Origin of the sequence: Exiguobacterium sp. s22 (assembly GCF_018617455.1) — a bacterium.
In the GTDB taxonomy this organism is placed as follows: Bacteria; Bacillota; Bacilli; order Exiguobacteriales; family Exiguobacteriaceae; genus Exiguobacterium.
Window position 1 is genome coordinate 628,981 of the sequence record NZ_JACSKD010000001.1, and the last position, 20,551, is coordinate 649,531.

Consider the following 20,551-nt stretch of genomic DNA (forward strand, 5'->3'; position numbering starts at 1 on the left):
CAGACCAATCGGCTGCAGGAATTTTTTAATGATAATGACGTACATACCGTGAGTCAATGAATCGCTTCATGTAGTATGGAAGTCGTCCATGCCACGTGAGCTGTCCAAATGTCAGCAAGGCATGACCTGGTGTCGTCAATAGTATATTCATCGATTGACGTCTTCGAAATGGTTGGTTCGTCTCACCGAGTAACCGCTTAGCGACATAACGCCCCGATCTGACAGCATCGACGCCACCATTTAAACAGGATGCCATATCCCCAGTTACATAAATATTTGTAAACTGATGATGACGTAAATATTTATCCGTTTCTATAAAACAGTCAGGTTTTGCAAGCCCAGATTCAGCCCACCATGCTACGGGAACAACGCCCGTCGCATCTAACAGGAGGCCCTCTGATCCATCATCTTGAAACTGTTGCTTCACGACCATAATGCCTGATTTCACTAGAAGACGTTCAATTTGCTTCTGTCTATGGAGTGGCACGTCTGGCAAAATCCTTTTTGCATACAGCGTCACGTCTTTCGTCCTTGCACACATAAACGCCAATTCTACACCGGCCTTGCCCCCACCGACAATCGTCACTACTGGACTCGAATCGATGTGGTCAAGTAAAGCTTGTGACATCGGTTTAAGCGGTGTCCCAATGCCTCTACTCTTTGCACCAGTCGCCAGCACGAGTTGGTCGTAGTGAAACAATTCCCGTTCCGTTTGAACGGTTTGTTGACGAGGATCAATTGAGATAATCCGTTCTGCGACCGGTTCAAGTTGGGGCAGTTGCACTGTCGCGGAATTCATGAGCCCAGCAATCACTTGAGGAAACGCACCGGTATACACCGTCTGGCTCCCTCCAATGAATTGAACGTCGTAGTGCTCTCGAATCTCCTCTAAACGATCAAGAATCTCAAGCTGACCATGACCGAGTCCTACCAACACCAATCCTGGTTTCATCGCAAAATTCTCCGCGCTTCGATGAATCGTTGCGTGATTGTCATCACTTCAAGCACTAAAAAGATGAGGACAATCCCGCCAACCCAGTTCGGGAAGAGAATCATCATTGTGAACAAGATGAAACACTCAGTCCGTTCAATGATTCCAGGCTGATAATAAAACGTCTTCTCTGATCGCCTTGAACTACTCGCTCCGACAGCTAGGAATAGCGTCATTGCAATCACAAAAGAAGCGATCAGGATGAGAAAGATCGGCATATATTCCGGATAACGAAGTGCAAGCGCAATCACTACAGACAACTCGACGAATCGATCGAGCACAAGATCGAGCACTGTCCCAAACCCACTCGCTTTCGACTTCCGGGCCATCGTTCCGTCTAAGACGTCAAATAGTCCGGAAATCCATAGTAAAATCACCGCTGTCCAGTGCATATCGTTGTAGATAAAGATACCTGTTGAAATCCCAATCATTCCTCCGAGAAGTGTTACCTCATTCGGTGAAAAATTCCACTTGAGCAAGCGGTCCGCTCCTCTTTCGATGACCGGTTTGACGTATCGACTTCCATAAGTATCGAGCATATTATCCCTCCTTTCGTTTAATTCGGTACATCATCCCGACCTGGAATGATTCGTGTGTCGGTAACATGACCGAACGTCCATCTTCGAAATGATATTCTCCAAAACATAGTCCGAACCGATAAATTTTTTTCATCAATCGCACGGGTTCACCGGCCGTTTCCGACACCATCACGTCGGACAATGGTCGTAATTCTCCATCCATCATAAGAAAGTCACCAAACCCCGGTGCGCTTTCATACAATGCTTCCGCCGTCCCTGTTGAGGTCACTTTACCTGACTCGAGTAGCGTCACTCGGTCAGCCATCAGCATCGCCTCTTCACGGTCATGTGTGACCAAAACCGCCGTGAGGTCGAGCTCCTTGACCAAATCACGAATGAATCGCTGGAGTTCAAGCTTCAACTTTGGATCGAGGTTCGTGAACGGTTCGTCCAACAAAAGGACTTCCGGCTCACTAGCTAGCGCACGTGCGAGACTGACGCGTTGCTGCTCACCACCTGACAATTCGTGAACTTCCGCATCGTATCGGTCACCGAGACGGACAACGTCTAACCACCGCTCTGCCTGTTCTCGAGAGCGCGAACGGGTCGCGAGCGTGACATTCTCACCGACCGTCAAATGCGGAAACAATAAAGCGGACTGGGACAACATCGTCACCCGCCGCTTGTGTGCAGGAACCTTTAGCAAGGAACGGTGATTCCAGAACACTTCACCTTCATCACTCGTATCTAGTCCTGCAATGATTCGTAGAATGGTTGACTTCCCTGAACCGCTGACTCCAACGATAGCGTGGATGTCATGCGGTGTGACTTCGAAATCGACACCATCTAGCACTTGTCTCGTTCCATACCGTTTACGTAATGCTTGTACTTTCAAACTCATTGAAGACGTCCTTTCAGGAAGCGCACCGTCCACTGACTCACTCCTGAGAGCAGGAAATAGAGGAGAACAGGGATGATGATGAGCATCCAAGTGTTCGAGAGCGCGAGGTTTCGGTTGTTCCCCGCATATGATTGATACAGTTCAGTCGTAACCGTCGGGACCAGTCCTGCACCAATCAATTGTACGAGCGCGAATTGACTGAGGAGAATGACCGTCGTAAATAATACGATGGTTCGCATCGTTTGTGAGAAAAGCGGAAATAATACATAAACGAGACGACGCTTGACCGTCAAAAGTCGCGCCTGTTCTAAGAGTGGACGACCGATGACCGCCATCCCGTTATAGGCGAGACGGATTGAATACGGTAACGTCACGACAAGTAAGGCAATCACGACACCGATATACGTCCCAATCCAACCTGCTTCCGCCAAGATCAGGTAAAGACCGAACAGCATCGCGAGCATCGGGATGAACATTGGTAAAAAAACGAGCCATTCTAGAACGTGACGCCATCTCGATTCTGTCCAAAGAAGCCACCAGGCGAACGTCATTGATAACCACACGTTGACCGCGGATAAGATGACCGCCAATCCGATTGTGTTTAGTAGCGTCATATCGTTGCCGACTTCAACTGTGGGTACCTTTTGGAATAGGGTCATGAACGGAATCAAGATGAAACAGATGATGACCAACTGACGAATCATCGTTTCACCCCACGTTCAATACGTCGTCGTATGGACGCGGTCAATAAGTAAGACAGGAATACACCGGTTCCGACAAGACATATCCACATGAGGGCGACCGCATAAGGTTCTGTCGCCTCTAAATAAAGTCCAGTCGACAGTCGTTCATAAGCGAGGACTCCAAGTAGTTTTGGATAGGTCACTCCGAGTAATGCAGGGACTTCATACACGAACGAGACGAACGCAATCAAAATCCAAGTAGCATCAAGCAATGGTTTAATCAAAAATGGTAATTCTGCATGCCTGAATTGTTCGAATGGGGAAAGTTGTAGCGTCTTCGCTGTCTCTAAATAGCCTCGATTCAATTGTTCATACGTACCGAGCATCATCAAAAAGACGAACGGGGTCTCCTTCCATATGTAAGTCAGGATGACCGTCACATAGTCTCTTTCATTCGCCTCAATCCAGCCAGACCCACTGAATAATAATAAGATCAAATAGGCAGCGGCAATATGCGGGACGAACATCGGGATTCGGATGACAGATGACGTGATGCGCCACTTCTGTTGTACGGCGGTCCTCGCTAGCCATGTCCCGATGATGAGCGACAGGATGGTCGATACACTGACGACATATAGCGTCATGAACAGACTATCCCGCCACGTCTCATCTGTCAGAAGCGATGCCCAATCTGTACCAACCGCTTGCGTACCTAAAAAGACAATGGAGACGAGTGATAAAAGTGACACGACAATCGTCAACGCGACACTACTTCGTAACACGAGACCATTCCTCACGTACGGCATCAATCACGTCCGGGCCATAGTCCGGAATGGAACGTTCCTGTAACTGCTCTGTGTCCGGATACGTCATGCCGTCTCCAAGCTCTTCGAAGGCGTTTTGGTCGTCAGCATCAAGTTTTGTCAAATCGAGTGATGTCCCATCTCCCCAATATTCAGGACCTTGTTTCACGAGTTGCGCTTCAGGCGACAACAGTTCTTGAATGAGGACGAGCGCCCCATCTGGATTTGGTGCATTGAAAGGGACTGCTAAGAAGTGTGTCGAGGCAATCGAGTGATCTAATACGAGTGCGCGTGTTTCTTTCGGGAAAATCCCGTTCATCACTTCCCCTTCGGCTCGACGTTCATTGAATCCCATCGTCATCCAAACATCCCCAGATGCATAGAGTTGATCGAGCTGTTCAAGCGTCTTTGGATACGTCTGTCCCTCTTTCCATAAGTTCGGGGACCACGTTTTCATATCGTCCCAGAACGAATCTTCAATGGTCACATTTTGGTTCAACTCGTCACCATATCGTTCATATAAAAGATGGCGGACGAAAGCATTACCGGTGAAATCTGTGACTTCAGGATACGTGAAACGACCTGGATTGTCTTCGGTCCAGCGTCGTATTTCCTCAAACGATTTTGGAGGATTGTCTACTTTCGCTGCATCGTAATGCAAGATGAACTGTACATTTCCCCACGCGAGCTCCAAATCCTCTGTCGGGGTGCCGGCATCTGATTGTTGTGCCGTTTCGTTTAACAACGTCGCATTCGGGACACGCTCCATCAATCCGTCTCGAAGAAGTCCAGCCTCTTTCGCATTTCGGAAATTATCGCCATTGATCCAGACGACGTCGATTGTTCCGACTTGTCTGTCGGCTTTTTTATCGAGTGATAATTGTCGAATGAATTCGGCCGTAACCATTGCGACACGATTTAATTCGACATCGTAAGATTTCTTGAGTCGTGGTGCCACGTAGTCATCAATGTAGCTATTGATTCCCACGTCCCCACCCCACATATATAGGTTGACGGTCGACCCTTCTGCCGTCGTCGCCGCTTTTTCAAACGAGTCCGAAAACTCAGCCGCCTGATCATTACCACACGCTGCTACGAAAGTGAGCATGACGGTTGCGAGCAGTACTCTCCATTTTTTCATCGTTCTCCCCCTTTATTTACTTTTTCTCAAATCCCCGTTTTGCGAGCATTTCGAACATGGTTGGGCAGATTGCGTACACATTCGCACCTACATTCATCCACCACGGGGCATTGATTTCACGTTTTCGCTTACGACTTCCTCTGACAATCGCATCGGCCAGCCGTTTCGGGTCAAGCATGATTCCTTTAACACTTTCAGCATATGTACCACTTTTGTCAGCCCGATCAAAAAACGGCGTGGCAATCGGTCCAGGATTGACCGTCATGACGTGAATGCCACGGGGCTTCAACTCTAGTCTAAGCGCGTTTGAGAACTGCAATAGCGCCGCCTTCGACCCTGCGTAGACGGCTGACTTCGGTGTCGGTACTTTTGCCGCCTGTGAACAGATGTTGACGATGACGCCCTCGGGCTCCATTACGCGAGCGACATCTCGCGATAACAGCATCGGCGCGACGGCATTCACACGCATCGTTTCCTCCATCACATCGGTCGATTGATCGGTCACCAAATCAAATTCGGCCATGCCTGCATTGTTCACCCATACGTCAAATTTCCCGAACCGCTCGGTCACATCGTATACGAGAGCGGTTGACTTCGCGACATCAGCGCACATCCAGTCTCCTTCACATGTTGTGGCAATCTTTTTTAATCGTTCTTCGTTTCTTCCAATCAACAATACGTTGTATCCATATTCATAAAAAGAATGCGCCAATGCGGCACCGAGCCCGCTTGACGCACCAGTAATGACTACCCGTTTCACGACATCACTTCTTTCTTTGTGTAAATCCATTTTTGGTCATCGCGATGTCTCTCGATGTCGCCACGTTCTTCGAGTAAACTGAGCCGTGCGAATACCTCACTGAAGACGAGTGGCATTCCACGTTTCATCTTTCTTCCATATAACTTCATCGACCAATCAAAAACGCTGAGCCCATCTTCCCATTCGGCAAGCAATTGTTCACTGCGCTCATACCGTTGGCGGATCCGGCTCTCAATTAGTTCCTCCGGATGATGAATCGGTTCACCATGGCCACTGACGACGAGCTTCAAATCGATTCCACGTAATTTTTTTAGCGAATCGATATAGAGGATGACGGGTGAGGCGAACCCTTCGTCATCGTATGGTTGTTCGATGAGCGGGTTTGGTTCGACCTTGTCGATGAGGTGGTCTCCGGCAATCAAGACTCCTCCGGGACCAATCAAGCCGAGCTGGTCACTCGCATGTCCAGGCAGATGGATTGTCTGCCACGCCCCATCCGCCGTCAACGATTGCCCGTCATCGAACGTCATCGTGACAGTCGTTGGCCCAATCCAGCGAAGCGCTTCGCGATAGTCTGGTAATTTTTCCACAAGTGTAGCCGGTGCCCCGAACGAGACGGCCAGTTCATGTAAGAAGTGGTTGCCCCGCTTCAAGAAGTTTGGAGTTTGTTCTAAGTATCGAACGAGCTTCTCGTGCCCATACACCGGAATCGAGGCATCACGAAGTCGCCACGCCTGCCCCGCATGGTCAGCGTGATGATGCGTCAAAAATAAAAAGTCGATATCCGCCAATGAAAGTTCAAGCTCTTCAAGTTGCCGATTTAACGAGGTCCACGCCTCTTCCGTATCTGGTCCACAGTCGACCATGAAAAAGCGATTCATATGTTCAACGATATATACGTTCACGTTCCCCACTTCGAACGGTGTCGGGATATCGAGTCTTGCCAGTTGGCTAGAAATCCAGTCCGCCACGTCATCACCACCCCTTCTTCCTGTCTTTCTCCATTATACCTGTCTGAAAGACGCGTTTTCAATCAAACAAAAAAGAGGGGGATATCTCCCCCTCACGAATGGTAAATATTATAAGTTGATAACCGTCACTTTGTCGCGCGTCATTGTCTCGAGGCTACGCCCGATTCCTTGAACGCCGAGTCCCGACTGTTTGACTCCGATGAACGGGAAGTGGTCTGGTCCGCGTTCTGTTCGTCCGTTCACTTGAACCGTTCCGACTTCTAACTTGTCAGCGACTGTGAAGGCACTATTGACGTTTTGTGTGAAGACGCTCGCCTGAAGACCGAACTCCGATTCATTCGTGAGTGCGATCATCTCGTCGAGTGATTTTACACGGATGACCGGGAGGACCGGTCCGAACGGTTCTTCCCATGCGACACGCATCTCTGTCGTCACGTGATCGAGTAACGTCGGATGTAGCAAGTTTCCTTCACGCTTATTGCCGTAAACGACCGTTGCCTTTTTGTTGACGGCATCGTCAATCAATCCTTGTACGTAATCCGTCGTCTTCGCATCAACTAAAGGAACGATGAAGCTGTTCTCTTCCGGTGAACCGACTGAAAGTTTCGCGACACGTTCTTTCAACATATCGACGAGCTCATCCGCTTGATCTTCAAGGACGAAGACACGCTTGATTGCTGTACAACGTTGACCTGAATACGAGAACGCTCCGCTGACAATTTGATCAGCAGCTAACGTCAAGTCTGCATCCTCTAAGACGAGGGCCGGGTCTTTTCCACCGAGTTCGAGCACGACCGGCACCATTGACGCTTGTTGTGACAAGTGTTGACCCGTACCCGTTCCACCTGTGAACGTGATCATGTCGATCCCTGGGTGTGAAGTCAAGTAGTCACCGATGACCGAACCGCGACCTGTCACGAGGTTCAAGAGCCCTTTTGGAAGACCTGCATCATGAAGGGCCTCGACCATCTTGATCCCGCTGATTGCACCTTGCGTCGCTGGTTTGAAAACGACCGCATTTCCCGTGACGAGCGCCGGTGCAATTTTAGCCGCTGCTAAGTTTACTGGGTAGTTAAATGGTGAAATCGCGAGGACGACACCAAGCGCTTCTTTCTTGATGATGGCCATCTTGTTTTTCGAACCACCAGGGAACGAATCACCTTGCATGAATCCACCATTGAAACGAATGCCTTCTTCTGCCGTATAACGAATGATTTCCGCCGTACGCACGACTTCCTTCTTCGCATCGTTCAAGTTTTTCCCGACTTCTTGCATGATGATTTGACCAATCTCATCCACGCGTTCTTCGAGTTTTTCTGCCCATGCGTACAATAATTCAGCGCGCTTGTTGACCGGAAGCGCCGCCCATTCTTGTTGTGCACGTTTTGCGCCATGGATGGCTTCATCGACTTCATCGCGTGACATCGCTTGAACGCGACCTACGACTTCGTCTTTATATGGTGAAACGAGTTCAATCGTTTCGTTGCTTGAAGATTCCTGCCATTGACCATTCAATAAATATGGATATGTGTTCATACTCATCATCTCTATCTGCCTCCTGAGTAAGCTGTAATATCTCGTTGCCAACCCCATTGTATGCAGATTTTTTTCCATTGGACAACTATAACGATTCAGTTTATGAGATGTAAACGGTTACTATGAAACTTTTTGTGAATTCTGATGAGAGTTGACACTATTTTTACTGTAGATTTATCGATCGGATACCGATAGTAAAGATGAGAGTACGTGAAATAGGAGGGACTACCATTGAGCACTGATCATAATATTTTACTTGAAGCAGGAACGAACGAACTTGAAATCGTCATTTTCCAAGCCGGACCGTTTCTATTTGGTATCAACGTCATGAAAGTACGTGAAATTATCACGATGCTTCCATTGACGCCACTCCCAGGTACACCGGAAGCCATCATGGGGTTAATCGAGTTGCGCGGTGAGGTCATGACCGTGATCGACCTTCCGATGGTCATCAGCCATCCGCGTGAAGTCGGAAGTGATGATCGTTTGATTGTCTGCGAGTTTAACGGTGAGAAGTCGGTTCTTCGTGTCGACCAGGTGACCGAGATCAAACGCATCTCTTGGGAGCACATTGACACGCCATCCGATCTCGCACGTGGCGTTCAAGGCATCACGAACGGTGTCGTCAAAACAGGTGACCAGATGATCATCTTGCTCGACTACGAGCGAATCGCGCTCGAATTGTCACGTAAAGACATCATGGCTCGCGAATCTGTGAAGCGACTCGGTGCTCGTGAGCGCTCGAACAAGAATATTTGGATTGCTGAAGATTCAGAGATGCTCCGCACACTGATTCTCGACACGTTGGATGACGCGGGATACTTCAATACAACAGTCTTCAATAACGGGAAAGAGGCACTCGATGCGTTTGAACAAGAAGGCGTCGAATGCGACCTCCTCATCACCGACATTGAGATGCCACAGATGGATGGACTTCATTTGACGAAGCGCCTCCGTGAGATGGACCGCTATGCAACGCTTCCAATCATCATCTTCTCGTCACTCATCTCGGATGACTTGAAACATAAAGGGGAAGCCGTCGGTGCGAACGCTCAAATCACGAAACCGGAAATCGGAATGTTGATTGCGACGCTTGATGAATTTGTAGGGTAATAAAAAAGTTTGCGACTTCTCGGTCGCAAACTTTTTTATGTGAATTGTTCGAAATGCGTATTCCACTCGCTTAAAAATCGCTTACTATGCGATTCGATGGTTGCCAACGTCTCGTTCGCTCCATCTAGATGTGCGTTTTCTCCAGCTACTTCGAGGTCGTGGAAAAGAAGGGCCGTCTGTTCTAGACCAACTGAATAGGAGGCCCCTTTTAATAAATGGGCGAGTTGCTCGACACGAGAATAGTCTTTCGCCTCGACTGCCGATTGCAGTTCAGGATACTTCGCCTCGAACTGCTTGATATATGTGGTTGCAATTTTATTTAAAAAATCCATGTTTCCGTTTGCGATTTGGTGGAGCTCTGCTAGTTTTTCTTCATTGAACAGAGCGTCTTCGGGCATTCTAGTCAATGTAACCCCTCCTCAATAAACGATATTCCAATCGTTCCTACTCACTGTAACACGTTTTCGGGAGAAAACAAAAAATCTCCTGCTTTGGATTGCACTCTTCATTTTGGCTACCTATAATAAGATTGAGTTAAGGTAGGAGGAAGATGCATGCTGACGATTTACCGTACTGACGCATCAGGCCATGTGGATGAAATCGAAGACTTTGATAAAGGAAGCTGGATTCAACTCGTGAATCCGACAAAAGATGAGGCCGATCAAGTCATCGAGGCGTCCGGCATTCCAGAAGACTTTGTATATGACCCACTTGATATTGAAGAGAAACCACGTTTTGAAAAAGATGATGAAGGACTTCTCATGATCATCGACGTTCCGTATGTGGAGGAAGATGATACAGGTCGCACGTATAATACCATCCCGCTCGGTATCATCGTGACCGGACGACATTTCATCACCGTCTGCTCGCGAGATCTCGACGTGTTGAATTTGTTCGCAAATGGAAAGGCAAGACTGTTCCGAACGAACTATCGAAGTCGCTTCGTCTTTCAGATTTTACATCGGGTGAGTATGACGTATTTGCGTTTCTTGCGCCAAATCGACCGAAGAATGGACGAACTCGAGCAAGAGTTGCAGCGTTCGATGCGAAACCAAGAGATTTTCCAGTTGATGAACCTTCAAAAATCTCTCGTCTACTTCATGACCTCGTTAAAAGCGAATGATAGCGTCTTGGACCGCATCGTCAAGACACCGAGTTTGGAGAAGCATGAAGAGGACGAAGAACTACTCGAAGACGTTTTTGTCGAACACCGACAAGCGATGGAAATGGCATCGATTTATAACGACATCATCAGCATCAAGATGGAGGCGTTCGGATCCATCATTTCAAACAACGTCAACTTCGTCATGAAATTCTTGGCATCCATCACGATTGTCCTCAGTATCCCGACAATGATATCTGGAATTTTCGGGATGAACGTTCAAGTTCCATGGGAAGGACAACCGTTCGGATTCATCATGGCCATCACGATGATGATTGGATTTTCCGGTCTCGCCTTTTATATCCTTTGGCGAAAGCGATATTTTTAGCGAACAAGAGCCTGACGTATATTGCGTCAGGCTCTCTTCATGTGATTTTGACCGTGACGAGACACAGATCGTCTTCAATCTCAATCTTTGGTACAAGCTGTTCAGCGACGTGACGACTATAGTCCAAACCGTATGTGACAACGTCCTTCTCTAGCCAGCGAATCCCATCATCGATATCTTTGCTGTAACACTCCATGAGTCCATCCGTATACATGTGAAGCGTCATATTCGGCGTGATGTCAATCTCTTTCGACTCATAATTCGGTTCCTCGAACATGCCGACTGGTACCCCTGTCGTCTCGAGACGACAGTTTCCTTCTTCTGATGTCACGATTACAGGGGGATGGCCTGCATTCACATATTCGATTCGACGCTTTGTTGTGTCGATGTAGCAATAGACCGCCGTGAAATAGCTATGCATATCGTCACCCGAGAAAAGGAACGTCATCTGACGGTTCAACTCCGTCATGACGTCTACCGGGTACTGCACGTTCCCGACAAGCCCCGGTAGGATGGAACGGATTCCCATCGTGATGAGCGCCGATGAGACCCCGTGTCCCATGACATCAAAGATGATGACCCCGTATCGGTCCGGAGCGACCTGAAACCATGCGTACATGTCCCCAGCCAATTTTTTAGAAGGCAGATATAACGCCCGAACATCAATCTCTTCATTACTGATTGGTGGCGTAAGCGCGCTTTGTTGAATCTTCTGGGCGAGGTCCAAATCATACTGAAGACGGGCCTCATAAATTTTCCGTTCATCAACAGCCGCCTTATAACGGAGAGCAGAACGAATTCTTGCAAGTAATTCTGTTATTTTGATCGGTTTGGTCGTGTAATCTGACGCCTCCGCGTCGAGCCCCTCGGCAATCTGCTTCTCTTCCGTTCGTCCGGATACCATGATGACCGGCAACTCTTCAAAGTCAGCCATCTGCCGAATCCGTTTACACGTCTCGATTCCTGAAATTCCAGGCATTTCGACATCCAACAAGACGAGATCATACAGCGATGCAGCTTGTGGGGCCATCAGTAAGTCGAGCGCTTCTTCCCCGCTCGAGACCGATACCGTCTCATAGTCGTGCTGGTGAAGCAGTTGCTCGAGTACGAGCGTATTGACCGGTTCATCGTCCACAATCAAAATCGCCATGACTATCCCTTCCTTCTCTACGTATTAATCTATATCGTATTGTACCATATCTTTTCATTCACACACGACATAACCGTCTGTTCATTCTAGTTGAAGAACCTGTCCATTGTTTGGCATACTGAAGAAAGAAAGTGAGGGGTTCCTATGGCCTGGATATTTGCCGTCAGCGGTTTAATCATCTTACTCGTCCTCATCGCATCCATCGTCGTCATCCAAAAAGGATACGCCTATAAAGACAATAAAGATGACATCGTCCTCGACTATGACGAAATCAATCGTCGCATTGAAGACGACAAGAAAAGAGAAAAGACTGACAAGACAGAAGGGCCGCTCTAATGCGCGACCCTTTTTTATTTGAATTCAAATCGGAGTGTACCTTTTTCAAGATATAAAGAAGCATTGAACGTCTTCTCACCTTTTTTGAACGTATGAACGTTTGATTGTCCTCCATTGATCATTTGCTTGAGTTCATCTTTGACGAGTCCAACGCCGAGCACCTGCTTGGAGACGGTGAAGCGACATCCTTCACGATAGCCGCTACAGCCGATAAACTTCGGATGTTCGACGAGACCCTTGCCACAATTCGGACAGACGCCAAATGATGCCTTCGGTCGAGCAGTTCCTTTCTTTCCATAACGCTTCGCCTCAATCGTGTAGCCTTCTGGATTCGCTGCCTCGACCCGCGATTTTGCTTCCTCGACTAGATGAATCGACATTTTTTTCGCCTGTTCAATAAATTCGGCGGCAGAAGCAGATGCTTGTCCGATTTCATGGAGTCGCTTCTCCCATTTCGCCGTCATGACGGGCGAAGCTAAAATGCTGTCTCCGAGCACATCGATTAAGAGACGACCTTTATCGGTCGGAACGAGTTCCTTTTTCTGCAGCTGTACGTATCCGCGCTTTTTCAATCCATCAATGATGTTGGCACGAGTCGCCTCTGTTCCGAGGCCCTCCACCTCTTTCATGATGTGAATCAATTCTTCGTCGTCGAGCTGTTTCCCGGCGACTTTCATCGCCATAATGAGTGACCCTTCCGTGTACCGTTTCGGCGGTTCCGTCTGTTTAGATAACACTTCGACTTTCTTCTCTTTTAATTCTTCACCGACCGTCAAGGTAGGAAGTTCAACGTCTTTCGATTTCATTTCAACGACTTCTCGATAACCGGGACTCACAACGACGGTTCCTTTTGCCCGATACAGGTCGTTTCCGTCAATCAAGTCAACTGTCGTCTTCTCGAGCTTCGCTGCAGGTGCAAATGCCGCGAGAAAACGTCGGTTGATCAAATCGTACAGCTTTGCCTCATCTCCGCCGAGTCGAGTGACGTCACCACACGCCTCCGTCGGAATGATCGCATAGTGGTCACTGACTTTCTTGGCATTGACATAGCGTCGATTTTTCGACGGGTCCTCGGTTAGAACGTCGCGAAGACCCGCATATGCGGATGACTTTAGTAATCTCGCCTTCGTCTGAGGGAATAGCGTCGCCTCATCTGGAGTGACAAAGCCAGAATCCGTCCGCGGGTAGCTGATCCACCCTTTCGTATATAGCTTTTGCGCAATATCGAGTGTTTTTTTCGCCCCGAAACCGAATCGCTTCCCCGCTTCTGCCTGAAGCCCAGACAAACTGAACCAAAATGGAGGTTGCTCAATTTTTTCTTCTTTGTCAATCATCTTGACCGTGGCGGTACCGGAAGCTCGTTTCACAATCGCGTCTGCTTCCTCCCGTGTTTTGAGCTTTGTCGTCTTTCCAAATGTATACTTCGCTTTGAACGTGCCTCGGCCTTTTGCAAGTGTCGCCTCGACTTCAAAGTACGGTTCTGGTACGAACTGTTTGATTTCTCGTTCGCGATTGACAATCAAGGCGAGTGTCGGTGTCTGGACACGACCGAGCGAGAACACGTCCTCGATCCCAATTGTTTTCAACAAGGTCGTATATGCCCGGGATGCGTTCATGCCAACGAGCCAGTCGGCACATGCGCGACTCATCGCCTCATGATAATAAGGGACTGTTTGCTCACCCGGTAACAGTTGAGAGAATCCGCGGTCGACCGCTTGCTCCGTCAGACTCGAAATCCAAAGTCGTGCTAACGGTTTTTTGTTTCCGGCGAGTCGAAGAATTAATCGAACAATCGCCTCCCCTTCCCGCTCGGCATCCGAAGCGATAATCACATCGGTGATGGAGCGGTCATGAAGCCATTTCTTGATGGCGTAAAACGGTTTTGATTTTCCTTTCGAGATTCGATAATCGAACCGTTCCGGAACAATCGGAAGTGCCTCGTATTTCCAAGACTTCCATTCAGGACGATAGTGTGAAGGCTCCTGCAGTTCGCAAAGGTGACCGACCGCCCAGACGACAATCGCTCCTTCCGGGAAACGTGAACATGGTGAGATTTCAATCTCATCTTTTCTTTTTTTAGATGGGTAGGGAGCCGCCAACTTTTGAGCTTGCGATGGCTTTTCCGCGATGATTAGTCTCATAAGAACTCCTTACTTTGCCTTCAGTTTCGTGGCAAGACGTACATGGTGGGATTGCTTCTTCTATGTATTTTACTATACCAAGTCGAGGATGGACATATCGAGAGGGGAGCATTTGTTTGTATTCTATGAATCATATCTTGCCACACGGCTGTTTTCCGATATGATTAACAGAGAACATACATATGTGAAGGAGTGTCGTCATGTCTTACCTCATTTTATTCGCTGCTGTTTTTTTCTTGTCGATGAGCGTCTTGTTCGTCAAATGGACGTCTGCTCCAGCCGAGACGGCTGCGTTTTACCGCATGCTGATCACATGTCTCATACTACTCCCATTCGTCGATTTCAAATCACTCATCACAACGCGACTGATGACACGATATGCTTTGTTACTTAGCGGGACGCTGCTCGCGTTTCACTTTTGGCTCTGGTTTTTATCACTCGATTATACAACAGTAGCCAGCTCCACCCTTTTTGTCACATCGAGCCCGATTTTCGTCTTAATTGGAAACGCCTTGATCTTTAAAAAGAACCCGACGCGAAAAGGATTGGCATACGCGCTCGTCGCCGTCCTCGGTGGGATGCTTGTCGCTGCAGGTGACATTCAGCTCGGACGAGAAGCACTATTTGGTGACCTGCTCGCTTTGATTGCCGCCCTCCTCATTGCAGGGTATTGGCTCGTCGGTCAACATGTCCGGACATCAATGAACACGAATACGTACTCGTTCAGCGTCTATCTCGTCGCAACGGTCGTCCTTTGCTTCATGCTCCTCGTACGCGGGACGACGTTCACCGACTTTGAAACGGTCAACTGGTGGTATTTCCTCGCCCTTGCCTTTTTCCCGACGATATTAGGGCATAACCTGTTCAATTATGCACTCGCTCGGGTCAGTGCGACCGTCGTCAGTATTACCATCCTCGGAGAGGCCTTATGGGGAATGCTATTCGGGTACGCCTTTTTCGGTGAACGACTCGGTCCTTTCCAGTGGCTCGGCGCCATCGTCTTGCTAGGAGGGATTTACTTGTTCCTAAAAGAAGACGCCCGCTCGACACGAGCGGACGTCTGATTATAAGTTTGTCGCTTTCGAATCAACCTGATGTTCTTCCTTATCCTCCTCTGAAGGACGGAACAACAACTTTCGGTCCCAAAACGCTAGACCGACCGCTGTCAAAAATGTCATCGCATCGGCAATCGGGAATGCCAACCATACCCCGAACACACCGAGGAACGACGGGAGGATAAAGACGAGCGGAATCGTATAAAGGGTCTGTCGTGAGAGGGACAAGAACATGGCGACTCGTGCTTTCCCGAGCGACTGATAGATTCCATTGACGAGCATCTGCACACTCGGAAGGAATGAGACCGCGAACAGAATGTGAATCGCCGTCACACCACCTGCAATGAGTGCCTCATCCGTCGAGAACCATCCCATAAGCGTGTGCGGGAACAGTTGTAACACGAGCCAGATGACCACAGCAATCGCGATTCCAGCACGCATCGCTGTCCAGATTGTTTCGCGCATTCGATCAAATCGTTCGGCACCGTAGTTATATCCGACAATCGGTTGCATCCCTTGGACGATGCCCATGATCGGCATACCGACGAGCGCCATGAACTTGTTGATGATGGCGAAGATCGCCAACTCTTCCGTCCCACCGTACGTCCCGAGCATTACGTTGACGCCGACGAACAAAATCGATTGAGATACCATCATGATGAACGAGGACGAACCGATTGCCATAATCTCTTTAATCTCATCAAATCGAATCCGGAACTGTCGCCATTTGAAGCGCAGTTCCGTTTTTGGTTTTCGTGCGAAGAAGAAACGAAGCATCAATATCGAACCGATGACTTGGGCGAGTGCCGTCGACGTAGCAGCCCCGTACATCCCCCAATCAAATGTGAAAATGAAGAGTGGGGTCGTCACGAGATTGACGAGGACGGTCGTCAGCATGACCTTCATTTGATACGGTGCCTGACCTTCAGCACGAACCATCGCACTCGAAGCAAGCGTGAACATGAAGAATGGTGAACTGATCAACACAACCGATAAGTATTGTCGACTGAGCTCCATAATCTCCGACGTGGCACCAAACACCTTCAAAATCTCATCCAGCATAAAGAAGGCAGAACTGACTGCAAGAGCTGCAAACAGACCGACGAGTACGAGCACATTTAAAAACGTGACAGCCGCACCGGCATCATCTCCTCGCCCGAGCTTTCTCGAGCTGATCGACGCCCCACCTAGTCCGACTGCGCTAGACACAGCCATTAATATCATTTGAATCGGGAACGCGATCCCGATAGCAGCGACAGCTGACGCACCAATACCACGGGCGACAAAAATTGTATCAATAATATTGTAGAGCGCCGTTACGAGCATCCCAATCATCGCGGGTAGCGATAACTTGAAGAGGAGTCTGCCGATGGGCTCAGTCCGCAATTGCTCCGTATTTTGGTTCATTCTTCCATCCCTCCGTCTCTATCTCTTAGGGTAGCAGGATTGGACGGATCGGGCGACTATGTTGGCTCGGTCGATGTGTCAAATGAGAGTCCGTGCCGGAACACCTTTTCGCTTGCGCATAATGTAATCAGTTGCGACCGGTTGATCTACTTTTACTCGAATCGTCATCATCGCTTGGTTGGCGGATTCAATCGGCTGACCGTCGACATCCTCAATTGTCTCGATGACTTGTGAAAAACGAACAAATCCGGGTCCGAAAAATTCTACTTCTTCCCCGATTGAGAAGTGATTACGTTGCTCGAGCGTTGCCATACCCGTCACAGGGTCGTATGCGATGACACGAGCGGCAAACGCAAATTGCGGAATCGAACGCGGTTTCCCGAACAATTGCTCTTTTTCTGTCGGAATTCCATAATAGAATCCACTTGCGAGTTCACGTTGGGCCGCCTTCCAAATCTCTTCTTCCCAAGCCGGATCGAACACAAAGTTCTCAGGATTTTCACAGTATGCGTCAATCACTTGACGATAGACGTTACATACCGTTGCGACGTAATGAATCGATTTCATTCTCCCTTCAACTTTCAAACTGTCGACTCCAGCCTCCACCAAGTCAGGAATATGACGGACCATCGACAAATCAACGGAACTCATCGAGAACGGCTCTTCATCTCGTGCCTCCATGTCTTTCGTCAACAATTCGCCTTCTTCAAAAAATCCATATTTCCAACGGCATGACTGGGCACATCCTCCACGGTTGGCATCCCGCAATGTCATATGGTTCGAGAGCGTACATCTTCCTGAATAGGAGATACACATCGCCCCATGGACGAACGTCTCAATCTCGACGTCGACTTCCTGTTTCATTTTGACGATTTCATCCATCGAAACTTCCCGAGCCAACACAACTCGTTCGAGTCCCTCTTCTTTCCAAAAACGAAGCGTCTCATAATTCGTGGCAGAAGCCTGCGTCGATAGGTGGACCGGCAATCCTTCCGCTTCCGATAGACATGTCTCAATCATCGCTGGATCCGAGACGATGACCGCATCAATCCCGATGTCTCGAAGCGTTCGGAAGAAGTCACCCGCTCCTTCGATATCTCCTTCATGCGTCACCATGTTGGCAGCGACATATACTTTCGCACCGCGACCGTGGGCAAACGCCACACCTTCTCGCATTTCGTCATAGCTAAAGTTACCGGCACGTGAACGCAAACCAAACTGCTGACCACCGATATAGACCGCATCGGCCCCGTAATGAATCGCCATCTTCAATTTTTCTAAATTCCCTGCTGGCGCTAATAATTCTGGACGTCGTTTCATCTTGATCCCTCACTTAATCTCTTCTGGCTTGCGTAACAATAATCCCGTTCCGAGACGGAATCCTTCTGGTTGCAGGTCGTTGAGACGGGCTTCCATCTCAACACGGTCAAATCGACCGTTCAATAGGTTCGCACGGGCGAACGTAAACAATTTAACGATTTCGACAAACTGGTCGCCGGCATGCCATCCATCGAGTTTCCACGTATGAAGTCCATGTTTGACTAACGTCGGCAGCTGGCCCATGAGCGTCAAATCTTCAGAGAAAATATGCGTCCCGTTCTCGTCTTCATAAATCGGGTACCGGCTCGATGCATCAGCTGGTTCACTCATATAAAACTCTCGCTGTTTCGCCTCTTCAGAAGGACGTCCGAGTTCATTGAAGTAGTTCGTCACGAGTGGTCGTTTCGAATGATGGATACATGTCGGACCGTACACTTGTACTTCGACAGGCAGTCCGATTTGTTGTTGGATGAGAGCAAGTTCCTTGAGCGTCACTTCACGTGCGACAACCGCCCCGATGGCTTCCCGCTTCCCCCAAAACTGAATCTGTTTGGCAGACGTGACAAGCGTCTGGGCATCATACCAATACGGAATCTTCGCTTGCCGGATCAAACGAATGGCACCTGGGTCCCCGGCGGTCACGTCGTCGACGCCAATCGCTTTTAATGTCTGTACATATTCGGATAATTCTTCGATGTGGTCATTGTGCATCAGGTTGTTGACGGCCACAGTCACATCTTTTCCATGTCGATGGGCAAGTTGTGTGACTTCCCTCACAGCATCAATCGTCCAATCTCCTTTTTGTCGCAAACCGAACCTAGAATTCCCGATATACAGGCGGTCTGCACCGGCTTTGATTAACGCTTCTGCCTGATCGACGCTTTGCGCCGTAGTGACGAGCTGAATCATCATGTCTGTTCTTCTCCCTACTTTGTGAGTCTAATCACATTTTCTTGCTATACTTTAGCATAGGATTCAATGTGCGAACGGAGCAGGATTTTAACAACTCGTGAAGAATTCAGTAACAATGTATGACTTTTCATTAAAGGAGTGGATCATGTTGTCAAAGACAGCTTTAATCACCGGTGGCTCGATGGGAATCGGTTTAGACTTAGCGGTACTCGCTGCTCGTGATGGGTACGACTGTATTTTAGTATCTCGGAACGAACCGCGACTCTACGAGCTGAAAAAAGTGCTCGAGACCAGATACCGTATCAACGTCCATGTCTTCGCTATCGATTTAGCCAAACACGATGCCGCAACCCGATTGACGAAATTGATTGATGAAGCAGGACTGACGGTTGACTTTTTAATCAATAATGCCGGATTCGGCACGTCCGGCGCGTTTGCCGACCTCGACGCCAAGACGGAGGCGGACGAAGTGCGATTGAACGTCAATACGTTGACCGAGCTGACGAAAGCCTATTTGCCTGGCATGCTTGAGCGTGACCATGGTTATGTCTTAAACGTCGCCTCCGTCGCCGCATTCCAACCCGGTCCATATATGGCCGTCTATTATGCGACAAAGGCGTATGTACTGTCTCTTACGGAGGCGTTGCATGCCGAAGTGAAAGGGAGTGGTGTACATGTTAGCGTATTGTGCCCAGGACCGACCGATACGAACTTCTTCAACCGTGCGGGTAGCGAATTATCGTTCTCAAAAATGCCATCTCATCTCGTCGCCTTCTTCGGTTACAAAGGGGTCATGAACAATAAACGCGTGATTATCCCTGGTCTTTCCAATCAATTGATGGTAGGGGTCGCCAAATTGATGCCTCGAGCGCTCAGTCTTGAAGTGCTTCGGCGCGTTCAAAAACCCTCAGACGGTACGAGTGCTGAATCAACCACATAAAAGGAGCGCCCTCAGGGTCGCTCCTTTTATGGTTCAGAATGTAATCGCGATACACTTACAAGCCGATGTAAAAAGACACCTGCCGGAATCATCGTCATGAGTGCTGTAGCGATGACGGCTCCCCACGCGATCACGGCATCGAGCGTCAACCCTCCTGACGTGAGTTGGTCCATGATACTCAGTTGTTCTACTGAAAGAACGATCATGAGTGCTGGCCATACGCTCGCCGCGAGGATGCTCAGCATCGCGAAACGGGCTCTCGTGTAACGTTTTGCCAATAGAATCAGGTTTAGCACGATAAACAATAATCCTACGAGTAGAAACATACCGACTTCTGTGAGATTGATATATGCACCCATCCGTCGTTCACCTCACTCAATATG

General features: G+C 48.7%; 21 protein-coding genes. 5 read left to right on the top strand and 16 right to left on the bottom strand.

The window, feature by feature from the left end:
- Nucleotides 1-25: 25 nt before the first annotated feature.
- The 9 genes from KNO94_RS03270 to KNO94_RS03310 form a co-directional block, all read right to left on the bottom strand.
- Nucleotides 26-952, bottom strand: coding sequence for an NAD(P)/FAD-dependent oxidoreductase (locus KNO94_RS03270; protein WP_214777457.1), 927 nt, complete (start codon nucleotides 950-952; stop codon nucleotides 26-28).
- A complete protein-coding gene (locus KNO94_RS03275; protein ID WP_214777459.1) occupies nucleotides 949-1,530 on the bottom strand; it encodes a CDP-alcohol phosphatidyltransferase family protein in 582 nt (193 codons plus the stop codon). The genes KNO94_RS03270 and KNO94_RS03275 overlap by 4 nt, the downstream gene beginning before the upstream one ends.
- Before the next feature lies 1 nt (nucleotide 1,531).
- Nucleotides 1,532-2,410 (bottom strand): ABC transporter ATP-binding protein, encoded by an 879-nt coding sequence (locus KNO94_RS03280; RefSeq protein ID WP_214777461.1) that lies wholly within the window; start codon nucleotides 2,408-2,410, stop codon nucleotides 1,532-1,534.
- Nucleotides 2,407-3,114 carry an ABC transporter permease gene (locus KNO94_RS03285; protein ID WP_214777463.1) on the bottom strand — a complete coding sequence of 236 codons (708 nt, stop codon included), beginning with the start codon at nucleotides 3,112-3,114 and terminating at the stop codon, nucleotides 2,407-2,409. Before KNO94_RS03285 ends, KNO94_RS03280 begins: the two co-directional genes overlap by 4 nt.
- Entirely contained in the window at nucleotides 3,111-3,875 is a 765-nt protein-coding gene (locus tag KNO94_RS03290; RefSeq protein ID WP_214777465.1) for an ABC transporter permease, read from the bottom strand. The genes KNO94_RS03285 and KNO94_RS03290 overlap by 4 nt, the downstream gene beginning before the upstream one ends.
- Nucleotides 3,862-5,037 (bottom strand): ABC transporter substrate-binding protein, encoded by a 1,176-nt coding sequence (locus KNO94_RS03295; RefSeq protein ID WP_214777467.1) that lies wholly within the window; start codon nucleotides 5,035-5,037, stop codon nucleotides 3,862-3,864. Before KNO94_RS03295 ends, KNO94_RS03290 begins: the two co-directional genes overlap by 14 nt.
- A 16-nt stretch (nucleotides 5,038-5,053) precedes the next feature.
- Nucleotides 5,054-5,797, bottom strand: a complete 744-nt coding sequence (locus KNO94_RS03300) for an SDR family NAD(P)-dependent oxidoreductase (RefSeq protein WP_214777469.1) — start codon at nucleotides 5,795-5,797, stop codon at nucleotides 5,054-5,056.
- On the bottom strand, nucleotides 5,794-6,768 hold the full coding sequence (locus KNO94_RS03305; protein WP_214777471.1) for an MBL fold metallo-hydrolase: 975 nt from the start codon (nucleotides 6,766-6,768) through the stop codon (nucleotides 5,794-5,796). Before KNO94_RS03305 ends, KNO94_RS03300 begins: the two co-directional genes overlap by 4 nt.
- A gap of 108 nt (nucleotides 6,769-6,876) precedes the next feature.
- Nucleotides 6,877-8,313 (bottom strand): NADP-dependent glyceraldehyde-3-phosphate dehydrogenase, encoded by a 1,437-nt coding sequence (locus tag KNO94_RS03310; RefSeq protein WP_214777473.1) that lies wholly within the window; start codon nucleotides 8,311-8,313, stop codon nucleotides 6,877-6,879.
- Between the two features lie 222 nt (nucleotides 8,314-8,535).
- On the opposite strand from KNO94_RS03310, the gene KNO94_RS03315 reads away from it, so the two are divergent.
- Complete coding sequence (locus KNO94_RS03315; RefSeq protein WP_214777475.1) at nucleotides 8,536-9,417, top strand: chemotaxis protein CheV; 882 nt, start codon at nucleotides 8,536-8,538, stop codon at nucleotides 9,415-9,417.
- Nucleotides 9,418-9,452: 35 nt separating this feature from the next.
- Here KNO94_RS03315 and KNO94_RS03320 read toward each other — a convergent pair whose 3' ends face one another.
- A complete protein-coding gene (locus KNO94_RS03320; protein ID WP_251125810.1) occupies nucleotides 9,453-9,815 on the bottom strand; it encodes an Hpt domain-containing protein in 363 nt (120 codons plus the stop codon).
- Between the two features lie 156 nt (nucleotides 9,816-9,971).
- Here KNO94_RS03320 and KNO94_RS03325 point away from each other — a divergent pair, with 156 nt between their 5' ends.
- Nucleotides 9,972-10,907, top strand: coding sequence for a magnesium transporter CorA family protein (locus KNO94_RS03325; protein ID WP_012726524.1), 936 nt, complete (start codon nucleotides 9,972-9,974; stop codon nucleotides 10,905-10,907).
- Nucleotides 10,908-10,944: 37 nt separating this feature from the next.
- Here KNO94_RS03325 and KNO94_RS03330 read toward each other — a convergent pair whose 3' ends face one another.
- Complete coding sequence (locus tag KNO94_RS03330; RefSeq protein ID WP_047795215.1) at nucleotides 10,945-12,057, bottom strand: PP2C family protein-serine/threonine phosphatase; 1,113 nt, start codon at nucleotides 12,055-12,057, stop codon at nucleotides 10,945-10,947.
- Nucleotides 12,058-12,201: 144 nt separating this feature from the next.
- Here KNO94_RS03330 and ytzI point away from each other — a divergent pair, with 144 nt between their 5' ends.
- Nucleotides 12,202-12,393, top strand: coding sequence for a YtzI protein (gene ytzI / locus KNO94_RS03335; protein WP_031423397.1), 192 nt, complete (start codon nucleotides 12,202-12,204; stop codon nucleotides 12,391-12,393).
- Nucleotides 12,394-12,407: 14 nt separating this feature from the next.
- Here ytzI and KNO94_RS03340 read toward each other — a convergent pair whose 3' ends face one another.
- Entirely contained in the window at nucleotides 12,408-14,534 is a 2,127-nt protein-coding gene (locus tag KNO94_RS03340; RefSeq protein WP_214777479.1) for a DNA topoisomerase III, read from the bottom strand.
- A 200-nt stretch (nucleotides 14,535-14,734) separates the two neighbouring features.
- Between KNO94_RS03340 and KNO94_RS03345 the strand changes: the two genes are divergently transcribed.
- Nucleotides 14,735-15,598 (top strand): DMT family transporter, encoded by an 864-nt coding sequence (locus KNO94_RS03345; RefSeq protein WP_214777481.1) that lies wholly within the window; start codon nucleotides 14,735-14,737, stop codon nucleotides 15,596-15,598.
- Here KNO94_RS03345 and KNO94_RS03350 read toward each other — a convergent pair whose 3' ends face one another.
- From KNO94_RS03350 to KNO94_RS03360, 3 genes are all read right to left on the bottom strand, one after another.
- On the bottom strand, nucleotides 15,599-16,996 hold the full coding sequence (locus tag KNO94_RS03350) for an MATE family efflux transporter (RefSeq protein WP_214777483.1): 1,398 nt from the start codon (nucleotides 16,994-16,996) through the stop codon (nucleotides 15,599-15,601).
- A 78-nt stretch (nucleotides 16,997-17,074) separates the two neighbouring features.
- On the bottom strand, nucleotides 17,075-18,316 hold the full coding sequence (locus tag KNO94_RS03355; RefSeq protein WP_214777485.1) for a peptidase U32 family protein: 1,242 nt from the start codon (nucleotides 18,314-18,316) through the stop codon (nucleotides 17,075-17,077).
- Nucleotides 18,317-18,325: 9 nt separating this feature from the next.
- Nucleotides 18,326-19,222 carry a peptidase U32 family protein gene (locus KNO94_RS03360; protein WP_483299168.1) on the bottom strand — a complete coding sequence of 299 codons (897 nt, stop codon included), beginning with the start codon at nucleotides 19,220-19,222 and terminating at the stop codon, nucleotides 18,326-18,328.
- Between the two features lie 151 nt (nucleotides 19,223-19,373).
- Between KNO94_RS03360 and KNO94_RS03365 the strand changes: the two genes are divergently transcribed.
- On the top strand, nucleotides 19,374-20,168 hold the full coding sequence (locus KNO94_RS03365; RefSeq protein WP_214777489.1) for an SDR family NAD(P)-dependent oxidoreductase: 795 nt from the start codon (nucleotides 19,374-19,376) through the stop codon (nucleotides 20,166-20,168).
- 26 nt (nucleotides 20,169-20,194) lie between these two features.
- Here KNO94_RS03365 and KNO94_RS03370 read toward each other — a convergent pair whose 3' ends face one another.
- On the bottom strand, nucleotides 20,195-20,527 hold the full coding sequence (locus KNO94_RS03370) for a hypothetical protein (RefSeq protein WP_214777491.1): 333 nt from the start codon (nucleotides 20,525-20,527) through the stop codon (nucleotides 20,195-20,197).
- Nucleotides 20,528-20,551 lie beyond the last annotated feature (24 nt).

What these genes read in the sequence shown, in the direction of transcription:
- KNO94_RS03350 (WP_214777483.1), bottom strand. Translation starts at nt 16,996, where the DNA reads ATGAACCAAAATACGGAGCAATTGCGGACTGAGCCCATCGGCAGACTC.
- KNO94_RS03355 (WP_214777485.1), bottom strand. Translation starts at nt 18,316, where the DNA reads ATGAAACGACGTCCAGAATTATTAGCGCCAGCAGGGAATTTAGAAAAA.
- KNO94_RS03275 (WP_214777459.1), bottom strand. Translation starts at nt 1,530, where the DNA reads ATGCTCGATACTTATGGAAGTCGATACGTCAAACCGGTCATCGAAAGA.
- KNO94_RS03345 (WP_214777481.1), top strand. Translation starts at nt 14,735, where the DNA reads ATGTCTTACCTCATTTTATTCGCTGCTGTTTTTTTCTTGTCGATGAGC.
- KNO94_RS03325 (WP_012726524.1), top strand. Translation starts at nt 9,972, where the DNA reads ATGCTGACGATTTACCGTACTGACGCATCAGGCCATGTGGATGAAATC.
- KNO94_RS03270 (WP_214777457.1), bottom strand. Translation starts at nt 952, where the DNA reads ATGAAACCAGGATTGGTGTTGGTAGGACTCGGTCATGGTCAGCTTGAG.
- KNO94_RS03330 (WP_047795215.1), bottom strand. Translation starts at nt 12,057, where the DNA reads ATGGCGATTTTGATTGTGGACGATGAACCGGTCAATACGCTCGTACTC.
- KNO94_RS03285 (WP_214777463.1), bottom strand. Translation starts at nt 3,114, where the DNA reads ATGATTCGTCAGTTGGTCATCATCTGTTTCATCTTGATTCCGTTCATG.
- KNO94_RS03280 (WP_214777461.1), bottom strand. Translation starts at nt 2,410, where the DNA reads ATGAGTTTGAAAGTACAAGCATTACGTAAACGGTATGGAACGAGACAA.
- KNO94_RS03370 (WP_214777491.1), bottom strand. Translation starts at nt 20,527, where the DNA reads ATGGGTGCATATATCAATCTCACAGAAGTCGGTATGTTTCTACTCGTA.
- KNO94_RS03365 (WP_214777489.1), top strand. Translation starts at nt 19,374, where the DNA reads ATGTTGTCAAAGACAGCTTTAATCACCGGTGGCTCGATGGGAATCGGT.
- KNO94_RS03295 (WP_214777467.1), bottom strand. Translation starts at nt 5,037, where the DNA reads ATGAAAAAATGGAGAGTACTGCTCGCAACCGTCATGCTCACTTTCGTA.
- KNO94_RS03310 (WP_214777473.1), bottom strand. Translation starts at nt 8,313, where the DNA reads ATGATGAGTATGAACACATATCCATATTTATTGAATGGTCAATGGCAG.
- ytzI (WP_031423397.1), top strand. Translation starts at nt 12,202, where the DNA reads ATGGCCTGGATATTTGCCGTCAGCGGTTTAATCATCTTACTCGTCCTC.
- KNO94_RS03320 (WP_251125810.1), bottom strand. Translation starts at nt 9,815, where the DNA reads ATGCCCGAAGACGCTCTGTTCAATGAAGAAAAACTAGCAGAGCTCCAC.
- KNO94_RS03340 (WP_214777479.1), bottom strand. Translation starts at nt 14,534, where the DNA reads ATGAGACTAATCATCGCGGAAAAGCCATCGCAAGCTCAAAAGTTGGCG.